The organism is Aneurinibacillus sp. REN35, from assembly GCF_041379945.2.
Lineage (GTDB): Bacteria > Bacillota > Bacilli > Aneurinibacillales > Aneurinibacillaceae > Aneurinibacillus.
In genome coordinates this window covers 334,397-350,463 of sequence record NZ_JBFTXJ020000001.1, presented here as the reverse complement: position 1 = coordinate 350,463, position 16,067 = coordinate 334,397, and the positions used below count along the sequence as shown (strand labels likewise).

15 protein-coding genes are annotated in these 16,067 nt (G+C 48.3%); 9 read left to right on the top strand and 6 right to left on the bottom strand.

Annotated elements, in window-relative coordinates; translation table 11 throughout:
- The first annotated feature begins 7 nt into the window (after positions 1–7).
- Genes AB3351_RS01700 through AB3351_RS01685 form a run of 4 tightly spaced genes read left to right on the top strand, consistent with a single transcriptional unit; the run spans position 8 to position 3,414 of the window.
- A complete protein-coding gene (locus AB3351_RS01700) occupies positions 8–979 on the top strand; it encodes an ABC transporter permease (protein ID WP_371145669.1) in 972 nt (323 codons plus the stop codon).
- Positions 976–1,845: an ABC transporter permease gene (locus AB3351_RS01695; RefSeq protein WP_371145383.1), complete on the top strand. Its 870-nt coding sequence runs from the start codon at positions 976–978 to the stop codon at positions 1,843–1,845. The genes AB3351_RS01700 and AB3351_RS01695 overlap by 4 nt, the downstream gene beginning before the upstream one ends.
- A 20-nt stretch (positions 1,846–1,865) precedes the next feature.
- Positions 1,866–2,789 (top strand): ABC transporter ATP-binding protein, encoded by a 924-nt coding sequence (locus AB3351_RS01690; protein WP_371145382.1) that lies wholly within the window; start codon positions 1,866–1,868, stop codon positions 2,787–2,789.
- Positions 2,779–3,414: an ABC transporter ATP-binding protein gene (locus tag AB3351_RS01685; RefSeq protein ID WP_371145381.1), complete on the top strand. Its 636-nt coding sequence runs from the start codon at positions 2,779–2,781 to the stop codon at positions 3,412–3,414. The genes AB3351_RS01690 and AB3351_RS01685 overlap by 11 nt, the downstream gene beginning before the upstream one ends.
- Before the next feature lie 53 nt (positions 3,415–3,467).
- Here AB3351_RS01685 and nikR read toward each other — a convergent pair whose 3' ends face one another.
- From nikR to AB3351_RS01665, 4 genes are all read right to left on the bottom strand, one after another.
- On the bottom strand, positions 3,468–3,881 hold the full coding sequence (gene nikR, locus AB3351_RS01680; protein ID WP_227887258.1) for a nickel-responsive transcriptional regulator NikR: 414 nt from the start codon (positions 3,879–3,881) through the stop codon (positions 3,468–3,470).
- Between the two features lie 39 nt (positions 3,882–3,920).
- Complete coding sequence (gene larC, locus AB3351_RS01675) at positions 3,921–5,237, bottom strand: nickel pincer cofactor biosynthesis protein LarC (protein ID WP_371145380.1); 1,317 nt, start codon at positions 5,235–5,237, stop codon at positions 3,921–3,923.
- Between the two features lie 210 nt (positions 5,238–5,447).
- On the bottom strand, positions 5,448–6,122 hold the full coding sequence (locus tag AB3351_RS01670; protein ID WP_371145379.1) for a carboxymuconolactone decarboxylase family protein: 675 nt from the start codon (positions 6,120–6,122) through the stop codon (positions 5,448–5,450).
- A 39-nt stretch (positions 6,123–6,161) separates the two neighbouring features.
- A complete protein-coding gene (locus AB3351_RS01665; RefSeq protein WP_371145378.1) occupies positions 6,162–7,319 on the bottom strand; it encodes an iron-containing alcohol dehydrogenase in 1,158 nt (385 codons plus the stop codon).
- 330 nt (positions 7,320–7,649) lie between these two features.
- Between AB3351_RS01665 and AB3351_RS01660 the strand changes: the two genes are divergently transcribed.
- From AB3351_RS01660 to AB3351_RS01640, 5 genes are all read left to right on the top strand, one after another.
- Entirely contained in the window at positions 7,650–8,798 is a 1,149-nt protein-coding gene (locus AB3351_RS01660) for an iron-containing alcohol dehydrogenase (protein WP_371145377.1), read from the top strand.
- Positions 8,799–8,814: 16 nt separating this feature from the next.
- Positions 8,815–10,488 (top strand): ATP-binding protein, encoded by a 1,674-nt coding sequence (locus AB3351_RS01655; protein ID WP_371145376.1) that lies wholly within the window; start codon positions 8,815–8,817, stop codon positions 10,486–10,488.
- A gap of 13 nt (positions 10,489–10,501) precedes the next feature.
- Positions 10,502–11,971 carry a sigma-54-dependent transcriptional regulator gene (locus tag AB3351_RS01650; protein WP_371145375.1) on the top strand — a complete coding sequence of 490 codons (1,470 nt, stop codon included), beginning with the start codon at positions 10,502–10,504 and terminating at the stop codon, positions 11,969–11,971.
- A gap of 66 nt (positions 11,972–12,037) precedes the next feature.
- Entirely contained in the window at positions 12,038–13,408 is a 1,371-nt protein-coding gene (locus AB3351_RS01645) for an aspartate aminotransferase family protein (RefSeq protein ID WP_371145374.1), read from the top strand.
- Positions 13,409–13,419: 11 nt separating this feature from the next.
- Positions 13,420–14,274: a MurR/RpiR family transcriptional regulator gene (locus tag AB3351_RS01640; protein WP_371145373.1), complete on the top strand. Its 855-nt coding sequence runs from the start codon at positions 13,420–13,422 to the stop codon at positions 14,272–14,274.
- A 32-nt stretch (positions 14,275–14,306) separates the two neighbouring features.
- Here AB3351_RS01640 and AB3351_RS01635 read toward each other — a convergent pair whose 3' ends face one another.
- Both AB3351_RS01635 and AB3351_RS01630 read right to left on the bottom strand, forming a co-directional pair.
- Positions 14,307–14,987: an ABC transporter ATP-binding protein gene (locus tag AB3351_RS01635; RefSeq protein WP_371145372.1), complete on the bottom strand. Its 681-nt coding sequence runs from the start codon at positions 14,985–14,987 to the stop codon at positions 14,307–14,309.
- On the bottom strand, positions 14,988–16,067 hold the full coding sequence (locus AB3351_RS01630; protein ID WP_371145371.1) for an ABC transporter permease: 1,080 nt from the start codon (positions 16,065–16,067) through the stop codon (positions 14,988–14,990). It lies immediately after the preceding gene.

Here is a 16,067-nt window from a genome sequence, read left to right as displayed (position 1 = left end):
AATATGGATGTTTTTGATAAGGAAGAGCGTCCGGGTCCTCTCTCTGCTCTTCGCTATCTGTCTAATTTCATTTTTGCTTATCAAGAGCTCGCCCATCGATCCGATTCAAGCCTATGTGGGAGCCGATATGATGCGGGTCAGTCCTGAGCAGCGCCAACAGATAGTTGAATATTGGGGGCTTAATCAACCAATCATGCAGCAATTTCTTCACTGGGCATCCGCCGCATTGCATGGCGATCTTGGCACATCCATGATTTTTCGCCGTCCTGTAGCAGATATCATCAGCGAACGATTCTTTAGCTCTCTGGCCCTTATGACTGTGGCATGGATGTTATCAGGAGTGATCGGATTTACTCTTGGGGTCGTAGCGGCCATGAAAAAAAACACCTGGGTCGACCGATGTATTACATGGTACTGCTATACGCTGGCTGCCACGCCTACATTTTGGATGGGTCTCCTTCTGCTTATTGTTTTTGCTGTATGGCTGCAGTGGTTCCCCATTGGCATGGGAGTACCGGCCGGCATACTCGCGGAGGATGTCACCCTCACGGATCGGATGAAGCACCTGATCCTGCCTGCTTTGACATTAAGCATCGTCGGCGTGGCTCCGATAGCGCTTCATACAAGACAAAAGCTTATGGATGTATTGGCCAGCGACTATGTATTGTTTGCCCGGGCAAAAGGCGAGCAGGGACTGATTTTGTTTTGGCGACATGGCTTGCGCAACGTAGCGCTGCCAGCCATTACGCTGCAATTTACGGCTTTTAGTGAACTTTTTGGCGGTGCTGTGCTGGCTGAACAGGTATTTTCTTATCCGGGGCTCGGTCAGGCTACGGTGGAAGCGGGTCTGCGGGGAGATGTTCCCCTCCTGCTCGGCCTTGTTATCTTTAGTGCTCTGTTTGTATTTACGGGAAATCTGCTGGCGGATTTGCTCTATCGCGTCATCGATCCAAGAATGAGAGGGGGACAGTCTGTATGAATACCATGCTAAAACCAGACAGGAAACAACCCCTTTCTCTTCTGTCAAAGATAAATCGCAGACAGCGAACCCTGTTTGTCACCGTTTCTGCCGCTATATTACTGCTGGGTGTCTTGCTGGGCGGCTTGTTCATCAGCAGCGAAGGCCTTGCAACGAATTTGTCCCTGCGCAATGCGCCTCCCTCTCTCGCTCATCCCTTTGGCACCGACTGGCTTGGCCGGGATATGCTGACCCGTACTCTCAAGGGTCTTGTCTTAAGTATGGGGGTCGGCCTGCTCGCTGCGGTTTGCAGCACATCCATTGCGATTATGCTTGGGATGGCAGCAGCAACTATGGGAAAAGTCGTAGACAGTATCATTACTTGGCTGATCGATCTTTTTTTGAGTGTTCCGCACCTTGTGGCCCTTATTCTCATTGCCTTTACACTCGGTGGAGGGTTTAAAGGGATCGTCATCGGCGTGGCCCTTACCCATTGGCCAGGCCTGGCCCGGATTATCCGGGCGGAGGTCATGCAGCTGCGCTCTGCTGATTTTGTTCAGGTGTCCCGTCATCTTGGCAAATCGCGCTGGTGGATAGCAACAAGACATATTCTGCCCCATCTTGTTCCCCAATTGTTGGTCGGTCTCTTACTGCTATTCCCTCATGCCATTTTACATGAAGCGGCGGTTACCTTTATTGGCCTGGGCTTATCCCCCCACCAGCCTGCTATTGGAATCATTCTGTCAGAGTCCATGCGCTACCTGTCGATCGGCATGTGGTGGCTGGCATTTTTCCCCGGTCTTTGCCTGCTTATTGTCGTGCGGACCTTTCATAGTATTGGTGAAAATCTGGGAATGCTTATCGATCCTCATCGTGCTCATCATTAACCAGAGGAGGTTTCACGTCTATGTCTATCCTTGAAGTGCGTGATTTGTCAGTGTCTTTCCGTCAGTATACGGGCGGGCTTCGACATAAAACCAATAAAGTCATCACCAATCTTGCTATTACAATGAATCAAGGAGAAATTCTCGCTGTAGTCGGCGCTAGCGGTTCGGGAAAGAGCCTGCTGGCACATGCAATCCTTGGGATTTTGCCGGAGCATGCAAAAGTCAGCGGCACCATTATATATCGCGGTGAAGAGCTTACCCCTGCCAGGCAGGCTGCCGTGCGGGGCAGGGAGATTGCGCTCGTTCCGCAATCCGTTAACTTTCTGGACCCATTAATGCGTGTAGGTGCACAAGTTCGGACATCGGTGCATACTGGGGATGCGGCGGCTGCACAGAGAAAAGTCTTTGCGCGATATCATTTAGATCCCGAAGTGGAGACAATGTATCCCTTTCAGCTTTCAGGGGGCATGGCCCGCCGGGTACTCGTCTCCACAGCTATGGTCAGCGGCGCAAAGGTCATTATTGCGGACGAGCCAACGCCCGGCCTCGATCCGGTTGTCATCCGGGAAGCCCTCGGCTATTTTCGGGAGCTGGCTGATAACGGAAGCGCCGTTATGCTCATTACGCATGATATCGAATCCGCGCTTCACATTGCAGATACAATTGCTGTGTTCTATGCCGGAACCACCGTTGAAATAGCACCTGCGGCTGATTTCATAGGCAAAGGGGCCTCATTGCGGCATCCATATACCCAGGCGTTGTGGAACGCACTGCCCCAAAATGATTTTACCCCCATCCCAGGTTCCCAGCCCCTGCCGAATGCACTGCCCCCCGGTTGTTTATTTGAACCGCGCTGCGAGAGAGCGACACCTGAATGCGCTGCGGCACAGCCGGAATTGCGAGAGTTGCACGGTGGAATGGTGAGGTGTATCCATGCTTCTTGAAGCACACAATATCGGATTTGGTTATGAGAAAGGTGCATGGACATTCCGGGGGGTGAATCTAACGCTTGCACCTGGAGAAGTAGTCGGTCTTATGGGGCCGAGCGGGTGCGGAAAGACGACCTTCGGACGCATACTTGCAGGCTATGAGCAGCCGCAGGAGGGTCGTGTTATGCTTACCGGTTATTCGCCGGCATCCAGCTATCAATGCGTCCAAATGGTATTTCAGCATCCTGAGAAAGCAGTAAATGGACGCTGGCGCATGCATCGTATTCTTACTGAAGGCGGCACGCCCGATGAAGAGTTGCTTGCCTCGCTGGGCATTGAAGAGGAATGGCTGCGGCGTTGGCCAAACGAACTGTCCGGCGGAGAGCTGCAGCGCTTCTGTGTGGCACGGGCATTGGGACCGAAAACAAGGTTTCTTATTGCTGATGAGATGACGACAATGCTTGATGCGATTACCCAAGCCCAGATCTGGCATGCCGTTCTTGCTCTCGCCTCAAAGCGAAATATCGGAGTGCTTGTAATCAGCCATGAACAGCACCTTTTACAGCGGATTTGCGACAAAATTATCGACTTTAGGCAATTACAGCACAGAGCCGATGCCACAGCGCTATCATCTAACTAATAAAGAGAGCGGAGTGTATCCTCCCCTCTCTTTTCTTATTTCACCATGGCTACCTACTTAAGAGGAGCTACCGTAAACTTTCCGTATTTTACTCCTTTGATGCTGATCATCTGGTCACTGCACGCACGAAGCTCCCCCGCCTTCCCTTTCACAACAATCAACTCCAGACAGTGATGAGAATCAAGATGAAAGTGTGTGGTGGCTAGAATGGCATGGTGCATCGTATGCTGAATATGTGTAATCTCCTGCATAAGGTCACTTTGGTGATGATCATAAAACAGCAGAATGCTCCCTGCTACATCCTGCTCATCATCCGCAGAGGACTGTTTAACCAGCGCATCACGTACCAAATCACGCACGGCTTCGGATCGGTTCTCATATCCTTTACGCTTGATCATTTCATCAAATTCCTTCAATAACGTTTCATCCATGGAAACGCCAAAGCGCTTTAAGGTTGAATCTGACATACGACTCACTCCTACATTGTCATGATATATGCCTCTCTATTATGATTTCATAGCGTGCTGATACACCTCTTGGAACGGAACCTGGTGCTTTCTGGCAGCCCTCGCCACATCCTCATATTCCGGGGCTTGATGCAGCTTGTCATCTCCCATAAATGCCTGCTTTACCTGGATTTGTCCATAAGGAGTATCGACTATGACAAACCTCCGCTCAAGAATAGTGCGGGTCCAGACGCTTCTGCGAACACCGAGCGTGCTTGTCTCCGCCAGCAAAGCACTCTCGCACTGGTCAGCTAATTCCAGGGATGTTAAAACGGTGATCAGCGTACCCGGCCGATTTTTTTTCATATAGACCGGTGTATAAAAAACGTCGAGGGCACCTGCGGAGAACAAACGCTCCATCGCATACCCCAGCCCTTCCCCTGTCATATCATCCAGCTGCGCTTCCAGCACAATCACCGATTCCCGCTCTCGCTGCGCCGTTGTATTGTTTGTTTTATTATTTCGCTCAGGCGGTGTAATGAGCAGCGCTCTTAGGACATTAGGGTGATCAAATTCTTTCTCCCCGGCTCCATATCCGATATGCTCCACAGTAAAAGCTCCGGGATGGATGAAGTCTTTCACAAGCGCCCGTAAAATTCCGGCACCCGTCGGCGTCGTCAATTCACCCTTGACATGTAATTCAGCAAGCGGAATTCCCTTCAGCAGCTCCAGCGTAGCCGGGGCAGGAATCGGATAGAGACCATGCGCCATCCTCTTTTTCCCATACCCAGTAGGCACTGGCGACGCATACAGCTCATCAATGCCCAAGCTTTCAAGCGCTAAGCAGACCCCGATGGTATCAATAATCGAATCCATCGCCCCAACCTCATGGAAATGGACGCTGGCCGGGTCAATTCCGTGAATTTTGCCCTCAGCAATGGCAATTTCCTGAAAAATCGCTAGACTGCGCTCCTTAACTCTTGGTGGAAGTTCGCTTTGCGCGATCATCGCTAAAATGTCAGCCGCACTTCGGTGCTCATGGTCATGGCTGTGTTCGTGATGATGATGGTGCTCATGGTCGTGGCTGTGTTCGTGATGATGGTGGTGCTCATGGTTGTGACTGTGTTCGTGATGATGGTGATGCTCATGGTCGTGGCTGTGTTCATGATGATGATCGGATGCCGGAAAATGGATATGTACTTTCTTTGCGGCAATGCCGCACTTGATAATGGGACGAACCTCGATTTCGAATGGATCAATGGGTAATTTCTTCAAATGATCCACGATATAGGATAGATCCGCTCCCAGATCGATCAGTGCAGCCAATGACATATCCCCTGAAATTCCGGATATACAGTCAAAATAAAGAGTTTTCACCGTTTGCTTCCTCCAAAACATTTGTCCTCTTGATCATACTTTATCCCTTCTGATGGTAACATAGATTTACGTGTGAAAAAATGTATAATATGATAACGAAAGATAAACGAAACTGCCTGCTCACACGAAAAAGCTGTACATCCACGAACAAAAGGATGTACAGCTTCTCTACTTTCACTTACCTTGTTCACTCTTTTATACTTACTCCGCCTAGCTCTCGATCTGCTCCACTCTCCCATACGCCTGCATTGCATTGACACTATGCGCAAGGGCAGACCCGGCTTTAAGTGCCGTGGCTACCATAATCGCTTCCGCAAGCTCCTCAATGCTTATACCTTCTTTTTTGGCCGCCTTCGTATGGAGGTCAATGCAGTACGGGCAACCCGTAACATGTGCACACGCAACCGCAATCAATTCCTTTTCTCTGCGCCCAATCACGCCATCTTGAAGTGCCATTTGATCAAAAGCAAGGAATGCGGAGAACTCGTCCGCCTGCAGCGACGCAAGCTCAGACATACGCTGAAAATAGGCGCTTCGATACAGCTCATCATCCGACCGATTGTCATAGGCGTTCAGCGCATTGACACTGTGTGCAAGCGCTGATCCTGCTTTTAATGCAGTCGCCACCATAATAGCCTCCGCCATCTCTTCCTTGGTGACATCAAGGCGCTTGCTGTTCGTAACGTGTACTTCAATACAATACGGGCAGCCGGTAATATGGGCAACTGCAATCGCAATTAATTCTTTTACCTTCCCAGAAAGAAGACCCGGTCGCAGTGCCTGCTTATCGAATTCCATAAATGCTTGGAACGACTCCGGTACAAGTGTCCCCAATTCAGCAATTCTATCAAAATATGAACGCCGATATAAACTATCTTCTCTCATAAGCCTAGCCCCTCTCCTCTCGCTTCTATCTACGCTTGCTTAAAACGCCGCCCGAATAATATCTTTTACTTCGTCTAGCGTAGCCTTACGCGGATTGGTGAAAGCACATGCATCATTCATGGCATTGATAGCGAGTATTTCAATGTCCTCTTCCTTTGCACCAAGCTCAGCAAAACCGCTTGGAATGCCCACATCCTGCGAAAGAGCGATAATCGCTTCGAGCGCTTTTTCTGCCGCTTCCCGCATGGACAGTCCGCTGATGTTCTCACCCATCGCTTCTGCAATATCGGCAAAACGCTCCGCTTTCGAAATAAGGTTAAACCGTTCAACATGCGGCAGAAGAATTGCATTACAGACGCCGTGCGGCAGATTGTAAATGCCTCCAAATTGGTGCGCAATCGCATGAACATAGCCAAGCGATGCATTATTAAATGCCATGCCTGCTAGGAATTGAGCATAGGACATATTCTCCCGCGCCTGCAGATTCTCCCCATTCGCAACGGCAACACGCAGGTTACGGCTGATGAGGCGGATGGCCTGCAGTGCACATGCATCCGTAATTGGAGTTGCCGATGTGGATACATAGGCTTCTACCGCATGGGTCAGCGCATCCATACCTGTAGCTGCTGTCAGAGAGGACGGTTTTTTGACTGTCAGCATAGGGTCATTGATAGACACAGTCGGTGTCACATGCTTGTCCACGATCGCCATTTTTATAGAGCGGGACGTATCGGTAATGATACAAAAACGCGTCATCTCACTCGCCGTACCCGCGGTCGTATTTACTGCAAAAAGCGTCACCATCGGCAATGCCGACTTATCTACACCCTCATAATCGTGAATGCGTCCGCCGTTGGCCGCCACTAGCCCAATTCCTTTGGCGCAATCATGCGAGCTGCCTCCGCCTAAGGAAATGATACTATCACATCCCTCCTCACGATATACAATGAGTCCGGCTTCAACATTCGTATCCGTCGGATTGGGCTCAGCCCCTGGGAAAATGGCAACGCTAAGCCCCGCTTCTTCCACATAGGCGGCTACTTGATCTGCCACACCGAATTTATGAAGACCGGCATCCGTTACGATTAATGCCTTCTTTTTACCGTATGACTTCATCCGCTCGCCGATTTCCTTTACTGCGCCCATCCCCATAAGATTTACTGTCGGCATATAGAATCCATAGACTTGTTCTGTCATATTCTTTCTCCCCTTCATTTTGGATTAAAGCGCTTTCTTTTTGTTGCATCGACGCTGTCCTTCTTCTACTATAGAAATCATAGACCTCGGTTACGATAACGGCAAAACCGTCCCCCTTTCGTATGTATGGATACACCAATAAGTACGAGCAAATCATATGCCAACGATTCAGAATATACAAAAATGAATAAAAAGTTAGCGTTTTCAATGATTTTGACATCGTATCTAAACAGAGAACGCAGAAAAAAACGAAAACGCATACATAACTTTGGCAATTTCAGCCGAATTTTCGGCACAATGAACCAAAATAGCGGACAGATGGAGGGGATCATGGATATTTTTAAATTTGCAGCACCGGAAATCATTTTTGGTAAAGGGGCTTTACAACAAACAGGTGAATGCTGCCGCAGACTTGGAGCTAACAAAGTGCTTATTGTTAGCGATCATGGGGTCCTGCATGCCGGTTGGGTAGAAAAAGTCATCGCCACCTGCCATGCAAGCAACCTTCCTTATGAAACATTCTATGATATTACTGCCAACCCAAAAGATCATGAGGTAGCAAAAGGGGCTGAATGCTACCGGATGACCGAGTGTGACGCCATTGTTGGCGTGGGTGGAGGCAGTGCTATCGATGCCGCGAAAGCGATTGCCATATTGGTAAGCAACGGCGGACCTATCCACATGTATGAAGGGGTCGATAAAATTATCGCTCCACTGCCGCCACTCGTCATGATTCCTACGACAGCAGGCTCTGGATCGGAGGTCTCCCAATTCTCTGTCATTGTTGATACAACACGCCTGCTGAAGATGACCATCGTCTCCAAATCACTCGTTCCCGACATCGCCATTGTAGACCCCCATACACTGATTACCAAGGATGCAGCATTGACCGCTGAGACCGGCATGGACGTTCTGACTCACGCCATTGAAGCCTACGTTAGCGTGGCAGCTACCCCGCTGACAGATGTACAGGCCAAAAATGCCATCTCTCTGGTCTCTAAGCACCTTCGCTCCTCTACCGCGTCCCGCACCAATGAAGAGGCAAAAACAGCGATGGCAATGGCCAGCCTGCAGGCAGGTCTCGCCTTCTCTAACGCCATACTCGGTGCCGTCCATGCAATGGCACATGCAGTAGGCGGCTATCTAGACATGCCGCATGGAAAATTAAACGCCATCCTGCTTCCCTATGTCATGGAATACAATTATCTCGCCACGCCCGAACGATTCATGCACATCGCAGAACTTATGGGGCAAAGCATTGCAGGAATGACCGTTGCCGAAGCAGGGAAGAGGGCCATCTATCAGGTGAAGCAGCTTGCAGAAGAGATCGGCATTCCGCAGCGTCTTGCAGATATCGGTCTAACTGAGGATTTGATTTTGCAAATGAGCCAGGCCGCAAGCGAGGATGCGTGCCTGATTACCAACCCGCGTGATATGACAGTGACTGAACTAGAATCTCTATTTAGAAAAGCACTCTAGGAGGGATCAGCGATCGATGCTTGAAGACAAGCGAGAAATCATTCAGTTGTTGACCGGAGTCAAATCATCCAAGCGAAACTACTACCATGAGCTAAAAAAGAACCTGCAAAAAATTGAGAAACAAAATATGCAGCTAGCTATCATCAATCAAGTCGTCAAAAGCTTTAATGTAGACACCTCCATGGACGATATGCTGCACAATGTAATGGACAAGCTTACAAAAATTTTCTCGTTTGACCGCCTCGCTCTTGCCTTGGTGGAAAGCGAAGAACTTGTTGTAAGCAACGTATATCCAAAGCAGTATGCCGCCCTTCCCGCGGGTACCTTCCTAAGCAAAGCAAATTCACTCTATCAGATGACAATACACCAGCAGAAAGCCATTCGCTGTCCGATCAGCGAACTATCGGCAAATGACGAACAAGTTTTTCAATGTCAGGGCATTGCCCAGATGCTTTATGTTCCACTCTTCAGCAAGCATCGCCCTATCGGTGTGCTTAGCTTCGGTGACACGGCTCTTGCGGAATATGATTACTCAGACCTTACCTTTCTACAGCAGCTTGCCGATCAACTCGCTGTCTGCATCGAGAATGCCAGACTGTACAACGCTGTACTGCACGGAAAAAGAGAATGGGAGAAAACATTTAGTGCGGTGACCGATCTGCTGCTGTACGTGGATATGGATACTCGTATTCTTCGCTTCAATCAAGCGGTGAGCGCGTTTGTAGGACTTGCGGAAGAGCAGATTTACAACCGAACATTTTGCGAATTGTTTCAGGGAACTTCCGATCCGCTCGCACCCTGTCCTATCAAGGAAAGCTATCAGACAAAACAAACCGCATACCATCAGCTCCCCCTGGTCGGTAATCGAATCTGTGATGTTTTCTCCTACCCTGTATTCAATGAACAAAAGGAGATGTATGCGGCGATCCTCTATATAAAAGATGTCACGAAAAAGCTGCATATCGAAGCACAGCTTATCCAATCAGGCAAGCTTGCAGCCATTGGTGAAATGGCCGCGGGTGTTGCCCATGAGCTAAACAATCCGCTGACCGCCATTCTTGGCAATACGCAGCTGCTGCTGCGCGAATGTGAAACTGACGGAGAAAAGGGCCTACTCGAAGATATTCTGCTCTGCGGCAAACGCTGCCGCAGCATCATTCAGAACCTGCTTACCTTCTCGCGCCAGGATGACTATACCTTTAGCGAATGCTCACTCAATCTCGTCGTAGAGCAAGTACTAAGCCTTGTGCGCTATCAAATTGAACGCAGCGGTATTTGTATTTCAGTAGAGCTTGCGGCAGCGCTCCCTCCCTTCGAAGGCAGTATCCAGCAGATCGAGCAAATTCTCCTGAATCTGCTGCTTAATGCCAAAGACGCTGTAAGCGAAAATGAAAACAAGGCTAAACAAATTTTTCTATGTACCGAGGAGGTTATGCAGCCAAACGGTACGTCCATGCTCTGCCTGCATGTGCGCGATAACGGAAAAGGCATCCCGGATAAGCATAAAGAAGACATCTTTCATCCTTTTTTCACTACGAAAGAGGCTCAAAAAGGAACTGGACTTGGTCTGTCTGTCAGCCTTGGTATTGCGCGTGCGCATCAGGGGAGAATCGAGGTTCAAAGCCAGATGGACGGCGGAAGTCAATTCACCCTGATGCTGCCTGCTGTTATCGAACAAAGCGAGTCATAGGAGGCATGATGAAATGAAGCGTCTATTAATCGTGGATGATGAGCGGGAAGTACAGCATTTCTTTTCCTATCTGCTTCGTACAAAAGACATTGAACTCTTCTTTGCGGCAAATGCCGCGCAAGTACAGGCACAGCTTACAGCGAGAACATATGATGCAGCGCTTATCGATATCAAGCTGCCGGATATCAATGGACTCGATATCTTAAAGACGATCAAGGAACAAATGCCCGCATGCCGGGTCGTGATCATGACCGGGTACAGCACCGTTAAGTCAGCGCTCGAAGCCATTCGACTCGGAGCCGACGATTATATCGAAAAACCTTTTGATAACATTGATGAATTGGAAACACTTATTGCCAGGCTCGTAACAGCAAAGCAAAGCCAGCAACACAGCGACGCGCTTCATCTGGCTGCACAAACCGGCTTCATCGTCGGCCATACTCCGGAGATGCTTCATATGCTGTCGCTTGCCTATAAGATTGCCAGAAAAAATGTAACCGTGCTGATTGAGGGAGAAACCGGCACAGGCAAGGAGGTTCTTGCACGTTTTATCCATCAGGCAAGCCTTCGCCAACCCCAGCCTTTCATTGGCGTTAATTGTGGAGCACTGACGGAAACGCTGCTTGAGAGTGAGCTGTTCGGTCACGAAAAAGGGGCGTTTACAGGTGCGGTTCATACAAGAAAAGGATTGTTTGAGATTGCAAGCAAAGGCACACTCTTTCTCGATGAAATTGGCGATGCCTCCCCCTCCATTCAAATGAAGCTGCTTCGTGTGCTTGAAACAAGAGAGTTGATGCGGGTTGGCGGAGAGCACTATCTCCATACCGACGCACGTATCATTGCCGCCTCCCATGTCCAATTGGCCGCCGCTGTACAGCAAGGAAAATTCCGGGAAGACTTACTGTATCGGCTTGATGTAATAAAGCTGTACATTCCGCCGCTGCGTCAGCGCAAAACAGATATTCCATATCTCGTAGGCCATCTCCTCAAACGGCATGCTCCACCTGGGATGATAATGTCTGCTGATGCAATGGCAGCGATGCAGCAGTATGACTGGCCCGGTAATATCCGCGAACTTTCTAACGTTGTAATGCGTGCGATTACTTTAGCGGAAGGAGAAACATCAACCATCACTGCAAAGCACCTTCCCTACACATTAATTCAGCATGAAGGCACTCTGTCTGCATGCTCACCTGCACACCAGGAGCATGCATCAGCTGCCCTATCTTTTGAGAGCTATTTGAACGAATGGAAAAACACCCTCCTTTCGCAGTGGAATGCAGATACAGATATCGATCTACCTTCTGTCATGAGTGCTGTGAAGGATTTAGAGAAAGGCATTGGTCATGCTTTTATCAAGAAAACATTGCGGGAAACCTTAGGCAATCGAAAAGAAGCCGCCCGCCGCTTGAATATCAGTGTACGAACGCTCCGTTATTTGCTAAATGAAAAAGATGGAACAGAAATGCGATTTCTCTCTTGAAAAAGAAATATTCATTTCATATAATACAAAAAAGGAAATAAAAATTTCAAAATAAGGGTGATTCCCATGACAATACCAAATACACTCCTATCCTCCAATACGAAAACATCAGCAGATTTATTTCAAAAAGCTTGCGAAGTGATGCCAGGCGGCGTAACGGCAAACATCAAATATATTGCGCCACACCCTATCGTTATGGAAAAAGGACACGGAAGCAAATTATATGATGTAGATGGAAATGAATATATTGATTATCTGTTGTGCTATGGCGCTCTCATTCTTGGTCATGGACATCCCGCTGTTTTTGATGCGGTCACAAAGCAAATGCAAGAAGCAGGCACAACAATTTTTGGTACCCCGCACGAACTAGAAATCCGCATGGCAGAAAAAATCATTGAGCACTACCCCGGCATTGAAATGGTGCGCTATACAAATTCAGGGACCGAAGCAACCCTCCTGCTCATCCGCATGGCGATGGGATATACCGGAAAAACAAAATTAGCAAAGTTCGAGGGACATTATCATGGCGGATACGATCAGGTACTGCTCAGTGTAAACCCTGACCTAGACAAAGCAGGGGATGCGCAGCATCCAAATGTTGTACCGGAATCGCGAGGAGTGCCTGACTATTATGTAGAAAATACGATCATGCTTCCATTTAATGATCTAGAAGCCACCGAAAAAATTCTCCGAGCTCATGCCCATGAAATAGCCGGTGTCATTCTTGAACCCATCCAAGGCGGATTCATCCCGGCAGAGCCTGAATTTATGACAGGACTCCGCCAAATCACCGAGGAGCTTGGCATTCTGCTGATGTTTGATGAGGTGAAAACAGGGTTTAGATTATCTCTTGGAGGCGCTCAAGCTGTCTATGGTATCAAACCGGACCTAACGGCGCTTGGTAAAGTATTAGGCGGCGGCTTTCCGGTAGGAGCCATTGGCGGAAAAAAAGAAATCATGATGATCAGCGCACCGACAGAGGGGCGTGACATCTTAACAGCAGGTGCCGCGAACCAGAATAAGACCGACGCGCTGTTCCACAGCGGTACGTATAATGGGCATCCGACAATTATGGCCGCAGGACTCGCCACCATCGAAGCACTTGAACATGAAGGCGTGATGGACGAGTTATTTGCCAATACACAACTGCTTAGAACACAGCTAGAAGACGTATACCGTCAGCACGGCATACCGATGCAGACCGTCGGAGCTGGCAGTATATTTAATATCGTTCTAACTGATGAACCGATTGCTAATTATCGTGACATGAATAAGGCCAATACCCAACTGCGCAAACAGATTGATTATGAATTGCTTACACTTGGCATATACGCAAAGCCGCTGAACCGTTACTCCATGTCTATCGTTCACAGTAAAGAAGATATTCGTCGCACCGTAGAAACACATGAGCAAGCCCTTGCACGTGTAAGGAGGTAGTACGCTGTTATATGTCTAACGTCTATCAATATATCGCTGAGAACATGCCTGATATGAGTAAGTCTCAGGTAAAAATAGCACGATACATTTTAGAGAATCCGAATGCGGTCCCATTTTTTACAGTAGGTAAATTAGCCAAGATGATCGGAGTCAGCGAAGCGACGATTGTACGTTTTGCTGCGCACCTTGGCTACTCTGGTTATTCCGAATTGCAGCAGCAGATGCAGGATTCTGTCCAGCGGCAGCTAACAACTCCGGAGAGACTTCGCATGTCCGAGCAAGTATACGACAGAGAAAAAGGGATCAACGAAATCTTTCAGGATGACATCGCCAATATTCGATCCACCATGGAGAAACTTGATGTCGATGCCTTCCACAAAACCGTAGCTATGCTTTTGCAGGCGCGAAAAGTATACATCGCGGCAAATCGCAGTGCGGGGTCGCTCGGCGTCTTTCTCCACTACTACCTGCAAATTGTTCTGGGAAATGCGGAGCTGCTGCAATCTGTAGAAACTAGTTCGGAACGGTTGTATGACGTAGGCGAAAAAGATGTGGTTATCGGGATTAGCTTTGCAAGATACACAAAAAGCACCATTCAAATTCTGTCGTATGCCAAAGAGCGCGGCGCAACAACTATTGCTATTACAGACAATCTGCTCTCACCGCTCATCCCGCATGCTGACGTTTCGCTAACCGCCTCAAGTCAGATGCCGACATTTATCGATTCCTTTGTTGCCCCGCTCAGTCTGATTAATGCCTTGATTACATTTGTGGGCAAAGAAAAGACGAAAGATGTGCAGGAACGATTGGAACGCTTGGAAGAGACCTGGGACCACTTCGATATCTTTCAAATAAAAAAAGCCTGACATCGATATATGTCAGGCTCTTTCTTTGCTTTTTATACATGCGGGATAAGCTTACCATCCTGGATGGTAATCACCCGGTCGCAAATGTCGAGCATTCGCTCATCATGCGTAACCATAATTGCCGCCTTCTTGCGGGACTTCACCTCTGCGGCCAGCATTTCTACTACATTGCGCCCGCGTTTGGAATCTAGGCTGGCGGTCGGCTCATCAGCTAGAATAATATCTGGATCGTTCATAAATGCGCGGGCAATCGCCACACGCTGCCTCTCTCCGCCTGATAGAGCCTCCGGATAGTTTTTTAACCGATGTCCTAATTCTACATGTTCAAGAAGCTCTATGCTTTTTTGCTTTGCCTGCTTATTCAAGGTTCCCGCTAACTTCGGGAGCAGAAGAAGCTGATCCTGTACCGTTAAATACGGAACAAGATTTGATGATTGAAAAATAAATCCGATCTTATTTAAACGAACCTCGTTCCGTTCTTTTTCCGATAGGTCCGTAATATTTTCTTCATTAATAAAAATCTGTCCCTCAGATGGGGAAAGTAAGGCACCCGCGATGGATAAAAACGTACTTTTTCCCGACCCAGACGGCCCTATCACAGCGATGAATTCGCCCTCTTTCACTGCCAGAGACACATCATCTAATGCCTTTACCTGCATCTCACCAGAGTCGTATACTTTGCTGACATTTTCAAGTATCAATTTATGTTTCATTTATTCCACCCTCCCAATCGCTTGTATGGCATCGATTTTGGTCACTCGATACAGGGATAATAGAGAGCCTAGCGTCGCTACAGCGAGCAGAATAAGCGAGTATACAACTACAACAGCCGTATCTAACAAAAACGGCATGCCCTCCGGCAGCACAGCTGCCGTCGCGTAGGTGCATCCAACCCCTACCGCAATCGAGATAGCGGAAACAAGAACAACCTGCCCGATAATAGTACGAGCCAAAAATCCGGTTTTCGCCCCCAACGCCTTCAGCACACCAAACTGACTGGTCTTCTGCAATGTCATAACATAGAAGAAGGCGGCTAGAACAAATGCAGCGATAACAAACAAAAATCCAATCATCATCTGGAGCGATCCTTGTTCCGCCGTATAGCTTGGAATTCCCTGTAATACTTCATCCTTTGTTAATACCTCATAACCGGTCCATTCATTTTTAAATGTCTCTACATGCTGTTTATCCATCTTCAATGCAATCACATTGACATACTCAGCCGTGTCTTTTCGAAGGGGATTCAATTCCTTTGCCTGCTCCATGCTGACATACATAACCGGTGTGTGGGTGAATTTTTGGCCTGCAACAAATCCTGCAATCTTCAGCTCCGTGCCTGTCAAAGTGTCTTTTATTGTGTCACCGACACGCGCACCCTCTTCTTGCACAGACTCGTCCACATACACACCATCTGCTTGCCCCATCTCTTCTGGTGCCATAAAACTATTCTTATCTGTCGCAAACACAGCCATATCCCATTTTTTGCTTTCATCAGCGTTTGAAACTGCGGACATCCTAATCGTAAGCGGGGCAGCTTGTTCTATATAAGGGCGTTCTGCGATCTTTTTGCCATCGACAACAGGAATAGCAGAGCGGTCAATACGGTTATCGACTCCTTTTTCGACCACAAAGTAATCAGCATTCATCGTCTGAAGCGATCCCGCATTATCAAAGGAAAGACCACTGGCCAAACCTGAGATAATAAATACCAGCCATGCCACCAGCGCTATAATAGCTCCGACTAACACAAAGCGCAACTTTGCGTAGAGTAATTCTCTTATTGCAAGAAACAT

Bases quoted from the DNA above. Each gene is read 5' to 3' on its own strand.
- AB3351_RS01650 (WP_371145375.1), top strand. From the start codon at position 10,502: ATGAAGCGTCTATTAATCGTGGATGATGAGCGGGAAGTACAGCATTTC.
- AB3351_RS01685 (WP_371145381.1), top strand. From the start codon at position 2,779: ATGCTTCTTGAAGCACACAATATCGGATTTGGTTATGAGAAAGGTGCA.
- AB3351_RS01630 (WP_371145371.1), bottom strand. From the start codon at position 16,067: ATGTTTCTTGCAATAAGAGAATTACTCTACGCAAAGTTGCGCTTTGTG.
- AB3351_RS01665 (WP_371145378.1), bottom strand. From the start codon at position 7,319: ATGACAGAACAAGTCTATGGATTCTATATGCCGACAGTAAATCTTATG.
- AB3351_RS01700 (WP_371145669.1), top strand. From the start codon at position 8: ATGTTTTTGATAAGGAAGAGCGTCCGGGTCCTCTCTCTGCTCTTCGCT.
- AB3351_RS01695 (WP_371145383.1), top strand. From the start codon at position 976: ATGAATACCATGCTAAAACCAGACAGGAAACAACCCCTTTCTCTTCTG.
- AB3351_RS01645 (WP_371145374.1), top strand. From the start codon at position 12,038: ATGACAATACCAAATACACTCCTATCCTCCAATACGAAAACATCAGCA.
- AB3351_RS01670 (WP_371145379.1), bottom strand. From the start codon at position 6,122: ATGAGAGAAGATAGTTTATATCGGCGTTCATATTTTGATAGAATTGCT.
- AB3351_RS01690 (WP_371145382.1), top strand. From the start codon at position 1,866: ATGTCTATCCTTGAAGTGCGTGATTTGTCAGTGTCTTTCCGTCAGTAT.
- AB3351_RS01640 (WP_371145373.1), top strand. From the start codon at position 13,420: ATGTCTAACGTCTATCAATATATCGCTGAGAACATGCCTGATATGAGT.
- AB3351_RS01655 (WP_371145376.1), top strand. From the start codon at position 8,815: ATGCTTGAAGACAAGCGAGAAATCATTCAGTTGTTGACCGGAGTCAAA.
- AB3351_RS01635 (WP_371145372.1), bottom strand. From the start codon at position 14,987: ATGAAACATAAATTGATACTTGAAAATGTCAGCAAAGTATACGACTCT.
- AB3351_RS01660 (WP_371145377.1), top strand. From the start codon at position 7,650: ATGGATATTTTTAAATTTGCAGCACCGGAAATCATTTTTGGTAAAGGG.
- nikR (WP_227887258.1), bottom strand. From the start codon at position 3,881: ATGTCAGATTCAACCTTAAAGCGCTTTGGCGTTTCCATGGATGAAACG.